We start from the raw sequence: 17,117 nt of genomic DNA on the forward strand, positions 1-17,117 counted from the left end.
CCACGCCGCCGGCGTCCGTGACGCGCGCTGCCGCCTCCACCGCCGTGTCGAGCCGCAGGTCGGCGACGGCCACCGTGTGGCCGTCCGCGGCGAGCCGCTCCGCGATCGCGCTCCCCATGCCTCCTCCGCCTCCCGTGACGAGCGCAACCCGGCCGGACACGCGACGATCCTCTCACGACAAGCGACGACAAGGGGAAGCCATGCAGGAGCTGACGGATGTCCGCTACGAGGTGGAGAGCGGGCTGGCCTGGGTGACGATCGACCGTCCGGAGCGCATGAACTCCTTCCGCGCGCGCACGGTCGACGAGCTGATCCACTGCCTCAAGCGCGCCTGGGCGAGCCCGGACGTCGGCGTCGTCTGTCTGACCGGAGCCGGGGAGCGCGCGTTCTGCACCGGCGGCGACCAGAAGCAGCGCGCCGAGACCGGCGACTACGGACCGTCGGAAACCGGCCTGTTCGAGGTGGATACGCTGCATCGAGTCATTCGCGACGTGCCCAAGCCGGTCATCGCGGCGGTCAATGGGTTCGCGATCGGCGGTGGGCATGTACTGCACGTGCTGTGCGACCTGACGATCGCCGCAGATACCGCGGTGTTCGGTCAGAACGGTCCGCGGGTGGGCTCGTTCGATGCGGGCTTCGGCACCGGCTACCTGGCGCGCGTGGTCGGTGAGAAGCGTGCTCGTGAGATTTGGTTCCTGTGCCGCAGGTATTCCGCACAGCAGGCATACGAATGGGGGCTGGCCAACAAGGTGGTGCCGGCCGACCAGCTCAGGGCTGAGGTGCGGGCCTGGGCCGACGAGATCTTGATGCTTTCGCCGACCGCGTTGAAGGTGCTCAAGCAGTCGTTCAACACCGACACCGAACAATTCGCGTCGGTCGGTCAGATGGCGTACTCGACTCTGAAGATGTTCGGCGAGACGCCCGAGGCTCAAGAAGGCATCACCGCGTTCAACGAGAAACGCAGTCCCGAATTCGCTGCCTACCGCGGCAACTGAGCATGTTCACGGTCGAACAGCTCGAGTTCGCCGCCGCGATCGAGCGATTCTGTGCCGACACCTGCGGCACAGCCGAGCAACGTGCGCAGTTGACTCAGGGCCTTTCCAACAGCCCGGAGTTGCTACAACGGCTGGCCCAACTCGGCTGGCTGGGCGTGTCGATACCGGCGCAGTACGGCGGCGGCGGAGCGGGCATGGTCGAAGAGTGCATCTTCCTCGAGGAGACCGCACGCGGCCAGGCTCCGATCCATGCCTACGGCACTGGATTGACCGCGGCGCAAACATATTTGCGACACGGCACCCAGGTGCAGAAGAAGGAGGTCGTCGGCAATCTTTGTGCCGGCAACTTCGAGGCGATCGCGCTGTCCGAACCTGGGGCCGGATCCGATCTGGGTGCGGTACGGACCCGCGCGGTCCGCGACGGCGACCGCTTCATCATCAACGGTCAGAAGACGTGGATCACCGCCGCGCATCTGGCCGACCATCTGCTCGTGCTGACTCGCACCGATCCCAACATCGGAAAGCACCATGGCTTGACGTTGTTGTACCTGCCTACCTCGACACCCGGCCTGGACATCAAGGCGATCCACACCATGGACGGCCATACCGTGAACGATGTCTTCTTCACCGACGTCGCCGTTCCCGTCGCCAACGTCGTCGGCGGGATCGGCGATGCCTGGCACCGACTGATGCGCGGACTCAACGTGGAACGGCTCATCATCGCGGCGATGTCGCTGGGTGCCGCGCGCCGCTCGCTGCAAGACACCATCGGCTACGTGCGCACCCGTGAGCAGTTCGGCAAGTCGATCGGCACGTTTCAGGCCGTCCGTCATCGACTCGCGGACCTGGCCGCCGAGATCGAATGTTGCCGCGCCTACGTCTATCAGGTGGCCGCCCAGATCGACGCCGGCCTGGAGGATCAGCTCGCCCGGGAGGGTTCGATCGCCAAACTCAAGTGCACCGAAGTGGCCAAGCGCGCCGCATTGGAGGGCGTGCAGCTGATGGGCGGCAACGGCTACACCGTCGAATTCGGGATGGAAGCGCAGGTGCGCAAAGCCTTGGCACCACCGATTTATGGCGGCGCCAACGAGATTCAGCGCGAGATCATCGGCAAGAGTTTGGGATTATGACAAGTATCTTCGATCCGACCGTACTGGCCGGCAAGCGCATCCTGATCACCGGCGGCGGCACCGGACTGGGTCGTGGAGTGGCCGCCAGGCTGGTTGCCCACGGTGCCCAGGTGCATATGTGGGGCCGGCGTGAAGCCATTCTGGCCGAGGCTGCGGCCGAGATTTCGGCGGGGCATCCCGGCGCTGTCCACTATCAGACGGTCAACGTTCGAGATTTCGACCTGGTGGCCGCCGCGGTTGACGAGATCTGGGACCGGCACGGCCCGTTGACCGGAGTGCTGAACAACGCCGCCGCGAATTTCATTGCGCCCACGGTCAGTTTGAGCCCGCGTGCGTTCGAAGCGGTCACCTCGACGGTGATGACGGGTTCGTTCAACACGACGCTGGCCGTCGGCAAGCGCTGGATCGCTGAAGGGCTGCCCGGATCGGTGCTGTCGAATCTGACCACCTGGGTATGGAGCGGTTCGGCGTTCGTCGTCCCTTCGGCCATGGCAAAGGCCGCCGTACACGCCATGACGATGTCATTGGCCGTCGAGTGGGGCCCGTACGGCATCCGTCTCAATGCCCTTGCGCCCGGACCGATCCCGACTGATTACGCCTGGGAGATGCTCAATCCGACGGACAAGAGTTCCGTGGGAGCCACCCAGGCGGACCAGATTCCGCTCGGCCGTTCGGGAACCATCGAGGAACTGGCCAACCTCACGATTTTCGCGTTCTCCGACGCCTGCGGTTACCTCACCGGCGAGACCATCGCGATGGACGGTGCCCAACGACTCGCCGGACCCAACACGTTCGCCGGGCTATCAGCGATGACCGACGCAGACTGGGCGTATGCGCGCGAACGGAGCAAAGCAGCCTCGGCGGCCGCCAAGTCCGCGCGGTCGGTGTAGCCGGTCATGGCGACCGATGCAGCGCGAATCATCTCGTCCATCGACGAGGCGCTTGGCGCCGTCGGGCAGGAATTGGGCGTGTCGGATTGGATCACCGTCGACCAGGAACGCATCGACGCGTTCGCCGAGACCACCCTCGACCGTCAGTGGATCCACATTGACGTCGAGCGCGCCCGGACTGAAAGCCCGTATGGCTCAACGATCGCCCACGGCTTCTTGACGTTGTCCCTGATTCCGGCGTTGAGCAAGGCCAACTACCGTGTCGAGAACGCGAAAATGGGTATCAACTATGGGCTTAACAAGGTGCGGTTCCTGGCGCCGGTTCCCGCGGGCAGCCGCGTGCGGGTCCGATCCGAACTCGCCGACGCCAGAAAAGTGGACGACGCGACCGTCGACATGATCGTGCGGCACACGGTCGAGCTCGATGGTTCGGAGAAGCCGGCTGCGGTAGCGGAGCTGATCGCGCGGATGGTGTATTAGCCGCCGGTACGGCAATGTGACTTGTGGGTAATAACCTAACCTTATAATAGGCCTTACCTTTATGCCCCTTTTCTTTAAGAACCGAAGTCTCGATGGACGGAGGAGCGATGGCACCAGGTGAGACGAATTCGGCCCCAACACGTTCGAGTGTCCTGCTCAAGCCGGTGGATGTCCCCAAGGCATCCGACGTATTGGCGCGTGAGCTGCGTGAGCGGATCCTCAGCGGTGAGCTGGAAGAGGGTGTGGCGCTGCCTGCAGAGCGCGAGCTCGTCAAGCAGACCCAGATGAGCCGGGCCACTGTACGCGAGGCGTTGCGCATCCTCGAGGTTCAGAACCTGGTTCGGGTCAGGGCCGGCCGGGCCGGCGGCGCATTCGTTCAGCGACCGACCACCAAATCGATGGCGAGTTCGGTGGGCATGCTGATCAGGGGCAGGAAGATCAAGCTGGCTGACCTGATGGAGACGCGTGAGGCGTTGGAGCCGTTCTGCGCCGAATTGGCCGCCCGCAAACGCACCGACGAGGATCTGGCGGTGCTGGACCAGGCCAACGACGACATCGCCGATCCCAAAGCGGACCTGTCGGCGTTTCTGCAGGCCAATCTCGACTGGCATGTGGGTGTGGCCATGGCGAGTCACAACGAACTGCTGATCGGATTCATGACCGCGTTGTCGCAGGCGATCTACACCGGTACCGAGAATGCGGCGTTCGTCGACGACGACGTGCGGGCAGTCACTGCCCGCGCACACCGGTCGATCACGACCGCGATTCGCAACCGCGACGCGGACGCGGCCAGTCGGCGCATGCAGCGCCATGTGCACAGCTACGCCAAGGCCGCGCTGGCGGTGGACAAGCGTCAGGCCATCAGCGTCGACGAGTGAGCGGATGGCCGCCGGGCTTATCGGATGCGGCGTTACAAGGCGGCAGGAAGCGCAAGGGGCGGTTGGGTTTTCGCGACAACCTCGTCGATACTGACCCCGGGGGCGGTCTCGACCAGGTGCAGACCGTCGTCGGCGACGTCGATGACGGCGAGATCGGTGAAGATCCGGTTCACGCATCCCTTACCGGTCAGCGGCAGCGTGCAGTGCTCGACGATCTTGGCGCTGCCGTCCTTGGCGGTGTGCTCCATCATGATGAAGACTCGTTCCACGCCGTGGACGAGGTCCATCGCTCCGCCCATGCCTTTGATCATCTTGCCGGGGATCGTCCAGTTGGCCAGGTCGCCGGCGGCGGAGACCTGCATGGCGCCGAGCACCGCGATGTCGAGATGTCCGCCGCGGATGATGCCGAACGAGGACGAGGAACAGAAGAACGCCGCACCCGGCAACGTGGTGACCGTCTCCTTGCCGGCGTTGATCAGGTCGGCGTCGAGGTCCTCGCGACGCGGGTAAGGCCCGACACCGAGAATCCCGTTTTCCGAATGCAGGACGACGGTGATGTCGGCGGGGATGTGGCTCGGGATCAGGGTGGGCAACCCGATGCCGAGGTTGACGTATTGCCCGTCGTGCAGTTCGGCGGCAACCCGTGCCGCCAACTCGTCTCGGCTCCAGGTCATTTGGCGCTCCTCATCATCGCTTCCGGCTCGAACGTGAAGCTGGCTTCACACTGGACGCCGAATGTGCGGCTGGGGTCACGCTCGGCGAGACAGGGTGTCCTCATCACCGCACCGTCTCCTTTTCGATCTGCTTCACCGGGTTGGGCACATGCACCACCCGGTGCACGTAGATGCCCGGCGTGTGCACCTGAGCGGGATCGATCTCACCCGGCTCGACCAGGTGCTCAACCTGCGCGATGGTGATCCGGCCCGCTACGGCACAGTCCGGGTTGAAGTTGGCGGCCGCCGCGTGGTACACCAGATTGCCGTGCCGGTCGCCCTTGAAGGCGTGCACCAAGGCGAAGTCAGTTCGGATGGATCGCTCCAATACATAAGTGACGCCGTCGAATTCGCGGGTCTCCTTCGGCGGCGAGGCAACCGCCACCGTGCCGTCTGCGTGGTACCGCCACGCCAGACCGCCGTCGGCGACCTGCGTCCCAACCCCAGCCGGTGTGTAGAAGGCAGGGATCCCGGCCCCACCGGCGCGCAGCCGCTCAGCCAGCGTGCCCTGCGGCGTCAGCTCCAGCTCCAGCTCACCGGCCAGGTATTGCCGGGCGAATTCCTTGTTCTCCCCGACGTAAGAGTTGACAGTGCGCCGGATCCGTTTGTGTTGCAACAACACTCCCAAGCCGATCCCATCCACACCCAAGTTGTTCGAGACCGTCTCCAGGTCGCGGGCGCCGAGCTCCAGCACCGCCGCGATCAGTGCCTGGGGAATGCCACACAGCCCGAACCCGCCGACGGCCAGCGACGAACCGTCCGTCACGTCGGCAACAGCCTCCGCCGTGGTTGCCACGACCTTGTCCATCGTCTCCAGCCTCCTCGGGAGTTCAGCTCTTAGGCATGCCGAGAATGCGCTCGGCGACGATATTGCGCTGGATGAACGTCGACCCGCCGGCGATCGCCGTGCCCCGGGCCTGGTAGGCCAACCGCAGCCATCGCTGGTGTGACACCGATGACGAGTCGGCGCTGCTCTTTTCGGCGAGCGCGAACTGTCCCCCCATCTCGTCGAGCTCCAAACCGAAATCGGCGATGTCCTCCACCAGCGGGCAAAAGAAGAGCTTCCCGATTGAGGTGACCGGGCCCGGCGGACCGTCACCGGCAGCTCCGGTGATGACTCGCTGCCCGATCAGATAGTGCACCAGAGCCCGCCCGTACAGATCGGCGATCCGTTGCCGCACCAGTGGGTCGGAGCCCAGTGGAGTGCCGTCATCTTTGGTGAGGCCGGCGATTTCGTGGATCAGATCATTGACCGCACCGGTGGTGTTCACCCGGCCGGTGGCGATGGCGACCCGCTCGAAGGCCAAGGTGCCCATTGCCACCTGCCAGCCGTCGTCCACCTCACCGAGGACGCAGTCGTCGGGAATGAACACCCCGTCGAGGAACACCTCGTTGAATTCGGCCTCGCCCAGCATGTGCGCCAGCGGCCGCACGTCAACGCCTGGGCTGTCCATGGCGAGCAGGAAGTATGTGATCCCACGATGCCGCGGTCCGCCGCCGGTGCGCGCGAGCAAAATCGCGTGGGCTGCGAGCTGGGCGCGGCTGGTCCAGATCTTCTGGCCCTGGATACGCCACCCACCCTCCACCTTGGTGGCGGTGGTACGCAACGAGGCCAGGTCCGATCCGGCCTCCGGCTCGGAGAACAACTGGCACCAGATTTCCTCGCCGGTAAGGATCGGCCGCAGGTAGCGCTGCTGTTGGGCGGGCGTGCCGAACTGAACGATGGTGGGCCCGGCGAAGTCCTCGCCGATGATGTTGAGCCGTTCCGGTGCGCCGGCCCGGTCGAGTTCTTCGTTGAATACCGCGCGCAGCTTGGCGTCCGCGCCGCCTCCGCCGTACTCCGTCGGCCAGGACAGTCCCGCGTAACCCGCGTCGTAGAGAAACCGTTGCCAGGTGCGCCAGTAGTCGAGTTTGTCCTCGAGCCGTGCGGGTTCGGGCCCGCCGAGCCGCGGCAACGTCTCCTGCAGCCACGCGCGCGCCCGGGCGCGGAATTCCGCTTCGGCGGGGCTGTCTTTGAGCTCCATCAGGTGGCGCTCGCGACTTCTTTGGCCGACGCGGCTTCCGCACGGAGGCGCTCTTCGATGTCTTTGCGCAACTCGTGTTTGAGGACCTTGCCGGTGGCCGTCATCGGCAGGGCTTCGACGACGACGACGCGCTCGGGTGTCTTCTGGATCGGCATGCCCCGTTCGAGTAGATACTCGCGGATGTCGTCGACGGTCGGGGCGTCGTGGTCCGACGCGGCGACCACGTAGCAGCAAACCCGCTCACCGAGGCGCTCGTCGGGCATGCCTACGACTGAAAACGCCCGCAGCGCAGGATGATGGGCCAGATGCTCCTCGATCTCGCGGACGCTGATGTTCATCCCACCGCGGATGACGATGTCTTTGGTCCGGCCGGTGACCCGCACGTATCCGTCTTCGGTCATCTTTCCCAGATCGCCCGACCTGGAAAAGCCGTCCTTCGTGAACAGGGCCGCGGTCTCGTCGGGGCTGGCGAGATATTCGATCATGTGTGCGGGGCCGCGGTAGGCGATGTCGCCCTCGGTGCCGCGAGCCACTTCGGTTCCGTCGGCGTCGACGATCCTGACCTCCGCGCCGGGCATCGCCTTGCCGTCCGAGGTCAATGCGCGCGACACCTCATCCGTGACGGAACATGTTGTGGTGACCAGGTTTTCACTGCGTCCGTACAGGCTGAGCACCTTGATGTCGGGAAGCGTTGCGCCGGCGCGTTCGACGACGGCGGCGGGAATCGGCGCCCCCGCGCAGGTCCACAACCGCAGCGTCGACAGGTCGTGGTGCTCGGCGTCGTAGTCCGCCAGCAGCGTGTGCAGGAAGGTGGGGGCGGTGACCGCCGCCGTGCAGCCGAAGCGCTGGATCTCCTCGATGCCGCGGACCGGGTCCCACTTGGCCATGACATGTGTTGCCGCCCCGGTCAGCATCGGCAGCAACACGCTGGTGACCAGCCCGGTGGTGTGGGCGATGGGGGAGGGGCCGAACTGGACGTCGGCCTCGGTGTAGCCGAACGGCCCGACCAGCGCACGCGCGCCCGCACAGTAGGTGTTGAACGTGTGCACGCAGCCCTTCGGCCGTGACGTGGTTCCAGAGGTGTAGACCGTGACGAACGGGTCGTCGGGTTGGGGTGGGGAGCCCAGTTCCGCGGTTGCGCTGTCGTCGTCGGTGTCGGCCTCCAACAGATCCAACGTGAACACGTTGGCGTCCGAAGCGGCGATGTCTGCTGCGGCGCTATCGGGCCGGGCAACGACGATCCTGAGTTCTGGATGTTCTTGGCGCAGCGAGCGATACATGTCCAGATAGCCGAATTTGCTGAAGTGCGCGGGAGTGAACACGGTCTGTACCCCGGCGTTGGACAGCACGTAGCTGACGTCTTCGCGCCGATAGATCGGCATGATCGGGACCATGATGACGCCCAGGCGCGACAACGCGGCCAGCACCTGGATGAACTCCACCCAGTTGGGAAGCTGCACGGCGGCGGTATCGCCGCGCCGCAAGCCCTGCCGGTGCAAACCGACAGCCAGGCGCTGACCGGCGCCGAAGAGTTCGCGGAACGTCAGCGATCGCGTCCCGTCGGTGGCAAACACCTTGTCGGGGTTTTCTTGGACACGGCGAACCAGGATGTCGTGAAACGTGTCGGTCGACCACAGCCCGGTGCGGTAGTACTGGTCGACTTCTTGCGGGCTGTAGCGGACGGTGTACGGGCTCGGCTTCATCGCGCTGTTCCTCGGTGCTGGGGATAGGCTCTGCGGTGGTGGGCCAGGAGGCTTAATCCTTCAGACTATAGAATGGTCAGACCAAATTGGCAAGGACTTATGGGCGCCAAGCCGCCGGCGCTTATGCGTTGCGCCACTGCGGCGAACGCTTTTCCTTGAAGGCCCGCACCCCTTCGGCCAGATCCTCGGTGGTAAAGGCCAAAGCGAGCTGGGCCCGCAGGTAGTCCAGTGCCGATTCCAGCGGCAGGTCCCGGGTCGCCGCCAGCGCCCGCTTGCCCATGCCCATCAACAAGGGCGACTTGGCGGCGATGTCGGCGACCCATTGGCGCACCGCCTCGTCGAACTCGGAGTCGGGCACCACCTTGTTGACCAACCCCGCGGCCGCCGCTTCCGTGGCGCTGATCAGCCGGCCGGTCATCATGAGCTCGTTGGCGACCAGTCGTCCGGTGGCGCGGAAGATCAGTGCCGAGATCATGAACGGAAACGCGCCGACGTTGATCTCCGGGCAGCCCAGCCGGATTGAGGCCTTGGCAATGATGAGGTCGCAGGCCAACGCGATGCCGAGCGCACCGGCCAGGACGTCGCCGTTCGCCGCGCAGATCACCGGCTTGTCGATGTCGGTCAGGGTGCGAAACAGTCTGGGAAAACGTGCCAGGCCGGCGTATTTGGCGATCGTTGCCGTGTCGTCGGCGAACGCGTCGAGGTTTCCGCCCGAAGAGAAGATCCGTGGATGCGACGAGGTCAGTATGACGACCCTGACCCGTGAGTCGGCTGCGGCGCGCTCCAGCAGTGCGCCCAGCTGATCAAGCAGGGCGTCGGACAGTGCATTACGACGATCGGGGTCGTTCAGCGTCAGGTATGCCGCCAAGGGATCCTCGCCGGGGACGGCGGTTTCGAGCCGGTAGGCGACCAGTTCGGGGGATTCGGTCACAGTGCGCCTCCTAGGTGTGCGTCAGTACGCACTTACCGAATGTGCGCCCGCGCTCCAGGTATTCGTGGGCGTCGGCCGCCCGATCCAGCGGGAACTCGCGGTCGATCACCGGCGTAGCCACCGAGCACCGATCGATCATGTCGAGCAGGCCGGCAAAGTCCCTGCTGCTGCCCATCGTCGTTCCAAGCAGATCGAATTGACCGAAATAGAAGCTGCGGACGTCCATTCGGGCGGTTTGCGCGGCGTTGGCGCCGAGCACCACGAGCCGGCCGCCGGGCCGCAGGGCACGCACCGATTCGCTCCACCGTCCGACGGGGTCGAGGACGAGATCGAAGCCGGCGTTGTCCGGCGAGATGGCACGGGCCTGCTCGGGCCACCCGGGTTCGCTGTGCAGCACGCCGCCGCGTGCGCCTGCCGACACCGCGCGCTCGATGGTGCCGACCGACGAGGAAGTCACCGTGATGCCGGCCCCGACGGCGACGGCGAGGGCGATCGCCGTGGTGGCGATCCCGCCGCCCGCGCCGACCACCAGCATCGACTCACCCTCGCGCAGTCGCCCTCGGGTAAACAGGGCGCGGTATGTGGTCACGCCGACCAGCGGCAGCGCCGCGGCCTGGGCCCAATTCAGACCGCGTGGTTTGGGTGCCAGGCAGTCGGCGGGCACGCTGACCAGCTCGGCGTAGGTGCCGGGGGTGTAGTCGCCCAGAATCTCCCAGTCGCTGCCAGGCGCTTCGTCGCGGTCGCCCCACCGCAGCGAGGGCAATACCACCACGTCCTCTCCCGTGTCGGTGCGCACGCCCGCGCCGTCGGCTCCGATGATGTGCGGCAACGGAGAACCGTAGCGTCCCTGGCGAACCAGGACGTCATGCCAGTTGAGCGCGCTGGCGCGCAGGGCCACCGTCACCCAGCCCGGACGGGTGGCCGGGTCGCGAAACTCCCCGGGACGCAACACGTCGGCGGCGCCGAACTCCTGCATGATGACGGCGTGCATGGCCACCTCCTATGGCCTGACCATTAGACCATTACGTCGAATGACGCACAAGCGCATCGCGGCAAGCTGCCCGTTGTCAGATATTGACGTGTAGGTAAAAATGCGAACCCATTGTGTGTCCTGCTGCACCTGTCCTATACTTCGGTCCAATGGTCTGACCAATGGAGGGATGGCCCGGCTCCCAAGCAGAGAGGAGTGGCGATGGTCTCACTAATCGCTGTGGCCGCTATCGCGGATGATCCTTTGGTAATTGCGCGTGCCGAGGCAGCCGTCGCAGCCGCCGCCGACCACCTCAACGTGCAGCCCCCCGATTTGACACCGACGGCGCTGGGACACCAGTTGGCCAGCTTGCGGCAACGCCTCGAGCAGCGGATTGCGTTGCCGTCCGACCCGACCGACGATTGGGCGATCACCGCCGACATCCTGATCTCGATCCTGACGTTGCAGTGTGAACTCCTCGACCAGGATTTGGCCCGGCGGGTCAAATCCATGTCGGAGATCCGCAGCGCCCTCGGTTACCTGAGGGGCCTTCCGCCGCACAAGATGATTTACGCCGCCGCGCAAGTGCTGAGCCGGGAGTTCGCTTTCGCGCGGACGATGATCTCTTCCGTGCGCGGTTCGTTGTGGTTGCCCCAGTACGCGCATATCGAAGACCAAGGCGCCGATCCCCATTCACAGTCGCTACTCGACTACATATCCGATCGCCAGATTCAGCTGGCGGAGGCGCCGCTGGAGACCGAACTCGTCCGCAAGCGGTGCGGCGTCTTCGCGCCGTCGCCCAATGACGACAAGCGGGTCTTCAAGGCGATCATGGAGGCCTCTGGCTGCTTCGGCTACATCGGCGCCCCGATCACCGTCCAGGGCAGGGCAATCGGGATCATTCATGCCGACCGCCCCGAACCACACGGGATCGTGACGATGGACCATCTCGAACAGCTGGAGGCCTTCGCCGAATGTCTGTCCGTGGCGTTCGAGAGCGCGGCGCTCGAAGAGAAGGCTACGCAACAGCGCCTCGAAGTCGAAAATCTCTGCGGCAATGTCGACGACATGCTCGGGCGGTCCGCCCGATCGTCGTTGTGGTCAGTGCCGGTCCAGGCGCCGGGACCACGACACAATGTTTATTGCCTTCGCGATCAACGCCCCGTTTCCGAACTGACCTCTCGCGAACACGAAATCATGTCGCATGTGGCAACCGGAGCCACCAACAGCCAAATCGCCCGATGCCTGGTGATCTCGGAAGGCACAGTGAAGTCGCATCTGAAACACATTGCCAAGAAGCTCAACACGTCCAGCAGGGCCGCGGCGGTCGCGACCTATGCGGGCATCGCTGGATGACGTACGTCGCAATGAACACCCGCGCAATCGTTTCCCGGCTCAACGAACTCGATAAGCAGCTCTGTGACGAGTTCGGCGTCTCTCGATCGGATGAAGCGAGCACTCTTGACGAGGCCATCACCATGTCGGCTGCCACCACCGAGCGTCTAATGAGTCGCCGACGTGACGTCGGAGACCACTCCGGGTCAGTCATCGGACAAAGCCTACTAACGGATTTCCTGCAAGCGCAGGTCGAAGCGCGCCAGATGAGGGTCGGTGGTCGCGTCGACGTGGTGCGGTCGCTCACCGCCGGCGTTCGGCGCATGAAGAAGGCCGGATCACTGCAAGGGCTTGGGCGCCAGGCTTGTACCGAACTTTGCGAGGTGCTCGGCTTCGACAGCGCTTTGATGTCATTCGTCGAAGACGACGGTTTCGTCGTCGAGGAATCCGACCACGGTTTGGGTGGGCCAACCGCGATCCCGCGTCGTGAATGCGCAGCCGAGCGAGCCTGTATTCGCCTGCGCGACACCACCCGGACGAATGAGTCGGACATGCCGGCTTCGCGCGGTTATCAGGAGCTGCTCGGCTCCTCGCACTATCTCGTCGCCCCGGTTATCGCGAAATCGCGGGTGGTCGCACTCATCCACGTCGGCCGTCGCGGCGACAGCGGCGTCTCCGCCGACGATATCGATGTGCTCGATGCGTTCGCCTCCGCGTATTCATTGCTTCACGAAAGGATGCTGAATACCGAACGGGTGCAACAACAACGGACTTCGATCGCGCGTGCGGCGGCACGGCTGACCGAGGAAGCGGACCGCATCGCCGCGGCAGCCATCAGCTTTGATGTGGAACAGGACACTCGCGTCGAGAACCCGGCCATACCGGCCGACTCCGGGCTCGCAGCCACGCTGTCGCAGCGTGAACGCCAAGTCTTCGAACGGCTGGTCCTGGGAGCTTCCAACGCCGAGATCGCCGACGAACTCGTCATCACAGTCGAAACGGTCAAGACACATGTAAAGCGGATCCTGCGCAAGATCGGGGCAATCAACCGGTCTGAGGCGATCGCCCTCTACATGGACGAGGCAAGGACGGCCTCGCGGCGGCGCAACCGGACACAGTGAACGACAATCCTTTTCACCCATCGGCATGGTGCCCAGTGGATGGATTCGCCGATCTGACTGACATCACGTATCACCGCCATGTCACCCAGCCCACGGTGCGGGTGGCGTTCAACCGGCCCGAGGTGCGCAACGCGTTTCGGCCGCATACCGTCGACGAGCTGTATCGCGCGCTGGATCACTCCCGGATGTCTCCCGATGTCGGGGTGGTGCTACTGACCGGCAACGGGCCGTCGCCGAAAGACGGTGGCTGGGCGTTCTGCTCCGGTGGCGACCAGCGCATCCGTGGCCGCAGCGGTTACCAGTACGCAAGCGGAGACACCGCGGACACGGTTGACGTCGCACGCGCCGGAAGATTGCACATCCTCGAGGTTCAGCGATTGATCCGGTTCATGCCCAAGGTGGTGATCTGCCTCGTCAGCGGGTGGGCCGCGGGCGGCGGACACAGTCTGCACTCGACCTGCGACCTGACTCTGGCCAGCCGCGAGCACGCGCGCTTCAAGCAGACCGATGCCGATGTCGGAAGTTTCGACGGCAGCTACGGCAGCGCGTATCTGGCTCGCCAGGTGGGCCAGAAGTTCGCCCGGGAGATCTTCTTCCTGGGACGGCCTTACACCGCCGAACAGATGCATCGTATGGGAGCGGTCAACGAGGTCGTCGACCACGCCGATCTGGAAACGGTGGGATTGCAGTGGGCGGCCGAAATAAACGCGAAATCGCCTCAAGCGCAACGGATGTTGAAATACGCGTTCAACCTGCTCGATGACGGGCTGGTGGGCCAGCAGCTGTTCGCCGGGGAGGCGACCAGGCTGGCGTACATGACCGATGAGGCGGTCGAGGGCCGCGACGCGTTCCTGCAGAAGCGCGCCCCGGACTGGACGCCGTTCCCGCGTTACTTCTAGCGCCGGCGCCGGGTCTATGCCGCGGAGATGCCGCCGTTGACGCTGATCGCCTGTCCGGTCAGCCGCGCCGCTGCCGGGCTGCACAGGAACACCGTCAGCCCGGCGATATCGTCGGCCGTCGGGACACCGAGCTGAGCCTGCTGGGCCGCTCGGGCAAAGAGTTTGGCGCTGAACCCATCTGCCGTGATCCGTTCGGTCGAAGCGGTGCCGTGGACAAGCGACGGCGTAAGTGCATTGGCGCGGATTCCGTACCGCTTTTCCTCGATGGCGATGGTACGGGTGAACATCACGATGGCCGCCTTCGCGGCGCCGATAATCGCTTCGCCCGGCGTTGCGGTCTTGGCCGCGTCGGACGCCACGTTCACGACGACGCCGCTCCGGCGACTCCGCATGCCCGGCAGCACAGCGCCGGCCATATGCATTGACGGCAAAGCCAATTGGGTGAGCATCCGGCCGATGTCACCCGTCGGGATGTTGATGAACAGCTCGGGCCGGACGTCGGCGGCAGTGCTGCACATCAGGATGTCGATACCTGACAGGATTTGATCGGCCTCTGCCGCAACCGTGGCTGCGCCATCGGGATCCGTTGCGTCCCCAGCGACGAAGTGCGCCGCCGCACCGAGTTCGGCGATCGACTTCGCGGCGAGTTCGCCCCGTTCGGCGTTGCGGCCGACGATCACGATCCGTGGTACCCCGGCCGCCGCGAGCGCCCGGGCCGAGGCCAGGCCGATACCGGCGGTGCCGCCGACGATCAGCGCAGTCGATGCGTTGAGCTCCTTGGGTGCAGGCATTTCGGCCTTTTGGTCGTCTGTCATCGGTTTTTCCTTACGGTTGTCGACACTCGCCGCAGCCACTGCAAGAGGTCGTCGATCACCTCTGCCCGGTTGGTTTCGTTGAGAATCTCGTGCCGGGCCTCGTCGTAGACGCGGACGGTGACATCGCCGAGACCGGCGGCCCGGTAACGGTCCACGAGTGGCCACAGCAGAGCGAGCCCGGCATTGACGGGGTCCTGGGATCCCACCGCCACATACAGCGGCAGGTCGCCGGGAATCCGGGCCATCTCGGCGGGATCTGCGAGTCGCCTGGCTCCGGCGAACATGTCTTTCACCGACGCGATGTCGAGGCCGAAGCCGCACAATGGATCTGCGATATAGGCGTCTACGATCGCCTCGTCGCGGGAGAGCCAGTCGAAATCCGTACGCGCAGGGTGGAATGCGGTGTTGAAGAGGGACAGCTCCAGATCAGCGGACAGGTCCAAGGCGGGTTCCAGCAGGTCCAAGGCCGCGGTTCCGGTCAGCGCGACCGCATCCGCGGTGCTGCCGTGATCGAGCAGAAACTGTTGAGTAGCAAACGAACCCATGCTGTGAGCTACCATCACAACCGGTAAGTGGGGATGGTCCGATCGCGCCTGAGCAATCACTAAATTCAGGTCCTCGACCAGTGCCCGCCACCCGTTGGGCCCGAGGTGGCCGGGTTCGTCCGTGGCCGCCAGGGACGCGCCGTGGCCGCGGTGGTCGTGCCCGTACACCACAAACCCTTGGGTGGTGAGCGCCTCGGCAACATGGTCGTATCGGCGGATGTGCTCGCCCATGCCGTGGATCAGTACGACAACGCCCGCCGCTCTCTGGTCGTCCTGAGGCGCCCAGCGACAGCCGACGAGTTGCGTGCCGTCGGCGGAACGCCAGGAGAGCCTGTCGGGAGGCGGGGCTAAGATCACCACTAAACATTAAAATGGTCAGACCGAAACAGTCAAGGCGCCAGGCTCCGCGATCGGGGCCGAAGTGAGGCCCTACCGTGCGCACCGCTCCCAGAAGTAGGTGTACGGGCGTCAGATCGGCGTACGGGCCTCAGATTGGCGTACGGGCTTTAGATTGGCGTACGGGCTTTAGATTGGCAATGTGGCAGCAGACTTCGATTTCGAGGCATTAGGCCTGCTTGACGGCCTCGACGGCGAGGCGCGCAAGGAGCGCGTCGAACTGATCGACTGGCTGCTCGACCGGGGCTTCAGTATCGACCACATCTGCGGCTCGGCCGCCGCCCCGCTGATGCTGCCGGCGAGCAAAGTGCTCGGTGACGACAACCACTACGTATCGGCCCGCGAGGTGTGCGAGGCGAACGGGATTGAACTGGACCTGCTGGAACGTCTACAACGCGCGATCGGCTTGCAGACCGGTGATCCCGACGCGGCCATCCTGTTGCGCGCGGACGGAGATGCCGCCGCGAGCGCGAAGTTCTTTCTCGATCTGGGGTTCGATCCCGACGACACGGTCGCCATGATGCGGGTGGTTATCGAGAACCTGGGGCACGTCGCGGAGATCATGCGTGACGCAGGGCTGAAGACGCTGTTGCGGCCCGGTGCCAGCGAGGTCGAGCTGGCTCAAGCGTCGGAGCAGCTCGCGCTCAGGTCCGCCCCGATGCTGGGGTCGGTGATGGAAGACCTGATACGCCTGGAATTGCGCCGCTCGTTCGAAACGGACGCCGTCACTGCCGCCGAGAGGGCGGCGGGGACGCTCCCGGGTGGGCGCACTGTAACGGTGTGTTTCGCCGACCTGGCCGGCTTCACGAGGCTGGGTGAGGCCATTCCGCCCGAGGATCTGGAGCGGGTCGCCAGCCGATTCGCCGACGTCGCCCACGATGTCGCGCGACCGCCGGTGCGGTTCGTCAAGTCGATCGGCGATGCGGTGATGCTCGTCAGTTTCGACGCGGTGCCGCTGCTGCACGCCGTCCTGGACCTCATCGACGCCGCAGCCGAAAACGACTTGCCCCGCCTGCGAATTGGCGTCGCGTCCGGACTTGCGGTCAGCCGTGCCGGCGACTGGTTCGGCAGTCCGGTGAACGTGGCGAGTCGCGTCACTGCCGAAGCGCGTCCCGGAACCGTCATGGTTGCCGAGTCCACCCGCGACGCCGCCGGAAATACCGCCGGATTCGACTGGTCGCCCGCGGGCGCACGACGCCTCAAAGGTGTCAGCAGCGAGGTGAAACTTTTCCGCGTCGTCCGGGCGTCCGGGTAGCCCCGCTGGATATCGCCCTACCGGATTGCGCTGCGTG

General features: G+C 65.1%; 18 protein-coding genes. 9 read left to right on the forward strand and 9 right to left on the reverse strand.

Features of this window, described 5'->3' with window-relative positions:
- Positions 1 to 160, reverse strand: a 160-nt coding sequence (locus VML93_RS38750; protein ID WP_414686488.1) for an SDR family NAD(P)-dependent oxidoreductase, incomplete at its 3' end; no start/stop codon positions are given.
- A gap of 40 nt (positions 161 to 200) precedes the next feature.
- On the opposite strand from VML93_RS38750, the gene VML93_RS29975 reads away from it, so the two are divergent.
- The 5 genes from VML93_RS29975 (at position 201) to VML93_RS29995 (ending at position 4,373) form a co-directional block, all read left to right on the forward strand.
- Positions 201 to 995, forward strand: a complete 795-nt coding sequence (locus VML93_RS29975) for an enoyl-CoA hydratase-related protein (RefSeq protein WP_325616107.1) — start codon at positions 201 to 203, stop codon at positions 993 to 995.
- Positions 996 to 997: 2 nt separating this feature from the next.
- On the forward strand, positions 998 to 2,125 hold the full coding sequence (locus VML93_RS29980) for an acyl-CoA dehydrogenase family protein (protein ID WP_325616108.1): 1,128 nt from the start codon (positions 998 to 1,000) through the stop codon (positions 2,123 to 2,125).
- Positions 2,122 to 3,015 carry an SDR family oxidoreductase gene (locus VML93_RS29985; protein ID WP_325616109.1) on the forward strand — a complete coding sequence of 298 codons (894 nt, stop codon included), beginning with the start codon at positions 2,122 to 2,124 and terminating at the stop codon, positions 3,013 to 3,015. The genes VML93_RS29980 and VML93_RS29985 overlap by 4 nt, the downstream gene beginning before the upstream one ends.
- Positions 3,016 to 3,021: 6 nt before the next feature.
- Positions 3,022 to 3,495 (forward strand): MaoC family dehydratase, encoded by a 474-nt coding sequence (locus tag VML93_RS29990; protein ID WP_325616111.1) that lies wholly within the window; start codon positions 3,022 to 3,024, stop codon positions 3,493 to 3,495.
- 107 nt (positions 3,496 to 3,602) lie between these two features.
- Complete coding sequence (locus VML93_RS29995; protein WP_325616113.1) at positions 3,603 to 4,373, forward strand: FadR/GntR family transcriptional regulator; 771 nt, start codon at positions 3,603 to 3,605, stop codon at positions 4,371 to 4,373.
- A 32-nt stretch (positions 4,374 to 4,405) separates the two neighbouring features.
- On the opposite strand, the gene VML93_RS30000 is transcribed toward VML93_RS29995, so the two are convergent.
- The 6 genes from VML93_RS30000 to VML93_RS30025 all read right to left on the reverse strand — a co-directional run bounded on the left by VML93_RS30000 (position 4,406) and on the right by VML93_RS30025 (position 10,735).
- Positions 4,406 to 5,047, reverse strand: coding sequence for a 3-oxoacid CoA-transferase subunit B (locus VML93_RS30000; RefSeq protein ID WP_325616115.1), 642 nt, complete (start codon positions 5,045 to 5,047; stop codon positions 4,406 to 4,408).
- 103 nt (positions 5,048 to 5,150) lie between these two features.
- Complete coding sequence (locus VML93_RS30005) at positions 5,151 to 5,894, reverse strand: CoA transferase subunit A (RefSeq protein WP_325616117.1); 744 nt, start codon at positions 5,892 to 5,894, stop codon at positions 5,151 to 5,153.
- A gap of 22 nt (positions 5,895 to 5,916) precedes the next feature.
- Positions 5,917 to 7,110, reverse strand: coding sequence for an acyl-CoA dehydrogenase family protein (locus VML93_RS30010; protein ID WP_325616119.1), 1,194 nt, complete (start codon positions 7,108 to 7,110; stop codon positions 5,917 to 5,919).
- Positions 7,110 to 8,813, reverse strand: a complete 1,704-nt coding sequence (locus tag VML93_RS30015; protein WP_325616121.1) for an AMP-binding protein — start codon at positions 8,811 to 8,813, stop codon at positions 7,110 to 7,112. Before VML93_RS30015 ends, VML93_RS30010 begins: the two co-directional genes overlap by 1 nt.
- A 121-nt stretch (positions 8,814 to 8,934) precedes the next feature.
- The gene (locus VML93_RS30020; protein ID WP_414686487.1) at positions 8,935 to 9,744 is read right to left on the reverse strand and encodes an enoyl-CoA hydratase/isomerase family protein; all 810 of its coding nucleotides are present in this window, start codon (positions 9,742 to 9,744) and stop codon (positions 8,935 to 8,937) included.
- 10 nt (positions 9,745 to 9,754) lie between these two features.
- The gene (locus VML93_RS30025; protein WP_325616123.1) at positions 9,755 to 10,735 is read right to left on the reverse strand and encodes a quinone oxidoreductase family protein; all 981 of its coding nucleotides are present in this window, start codon (positions 10,733 to 10,735) and stop codon (positions 9,755 to 9,757) included.
- Positions 10,736 to 10,936: 201 nt separating this feature from the next.
- Here VML93_RS30025 and VML93_RS30030 point away from each other — a divergent pair, with 201 nt between their 5' ends.
- The 3 genes from VML93_RS30030 to VML93_RS30040 are packed head-to-tail and all read left to right on the forward strand — an operon-like array spanning position 10,937 to position 14,069.
- Positions 10,937 to 12,070, forward strand: a complete 1,134-nt coding sequence (locus VML93_RS30030) for a response regulator transcription factor (protein WP_325616124.1) — start codon at positions 10,937 to 10,939, stop codon at positions 12,068 to 12,070.
- The gene (locus VML93_RS30035; protein ID WP_325616126.1) at positions 12,067 to 13,170 is read left to right on the forward strand and encodes a LuxR C-terminal-related transcriptional regulator; all 1,104 of its coding nucleotides are present in this window, start codon (positions 12,067 to 12,069) and stop codon (positions 13,168 to 13,170) included. Before VML93_RS30030 ends, VML93_RS30035 begins: the two co-directional genes overlap by 4 nt.
- Positions 13,167 to 14,069 (forward strand): 1,4-dihydroxy-2-naphthoyl-CoA synthase, encoded by a 903-nt coding sequence (locus tag VML93_RS30040; protein WP_325616128.1) that lies wholly within the window; start codon positions 13,167 to 13,169, stop codon positions 14,067 to 14,069. Before VML93_RS30035 ends, VML93_RS30040 begins: the two co-directional genes overlap by 4 nt.
- Positions 14,070 to 14,083: 14 nt before the next feature.
- Here VML93_RS30040 and VML93_RS30045 read toward each other — a convergent pair whose 3' ends face one another.
- Together VML93_RS30045 and VML93_RS30050 are read right to left on the reverse strand one after the other, a co-directional pair.
- Complete coding sequence (locus VML93_RS30045) at positions 14,084 to 14,884, reverse strand: SDR family oxidoreductase (RefSeq protein WP_325616130.1); 801 nt, start codon at positions 14,882 to 14,884, stop codon at positions 14,084 to 14,086.
- Positions 14,881 to 15,786, reverse strand: coding sequence for a lysophospholipase (locus VML93_RS30050; protein WP_325616133.1), 906 nt, complete (start codon positions 15,784 to 15,786; stop codon positions 14,881 to 14,883). Before VML93_RS30050 ends, VML93_RS30045 begins: the two co-directional genes overlap by 4 nt.
- A gap of 181 nt (positions 15,787 to 15,967) precedes the next feature.
- Between VML93_RS30050 and VML93_RS30055 the strand changes: the two genes are divergently transcribed.
- Positions 15,968 to 17,080 carry an adenylate/guanylate cyclase domain-containing protein gene (locus VML93_RS30055; RefSeq protein WP_325616135.1) on the forward strand — a complete coding sequence of 371 codons (1,113 nt, stop codon included), beginning with the start codon at positions 15,968 to 15,970 and terminating at the stop codon, positions 17,078 to 17,080.
- Positions 17,081 to 17,117: the final 37 nt, after the last annotated feature.

The sequence above is a fragment of the Mycobacterium sp. genome, from assembly GCF_035499775.1.
In the GTDB taxonomy this organism is placed as follows: domain Bacteria; phylum Actinomycetota; class Actinomycetes; order Mycobacteriales; family Mycobacteriaceae; genus Mycobacterium.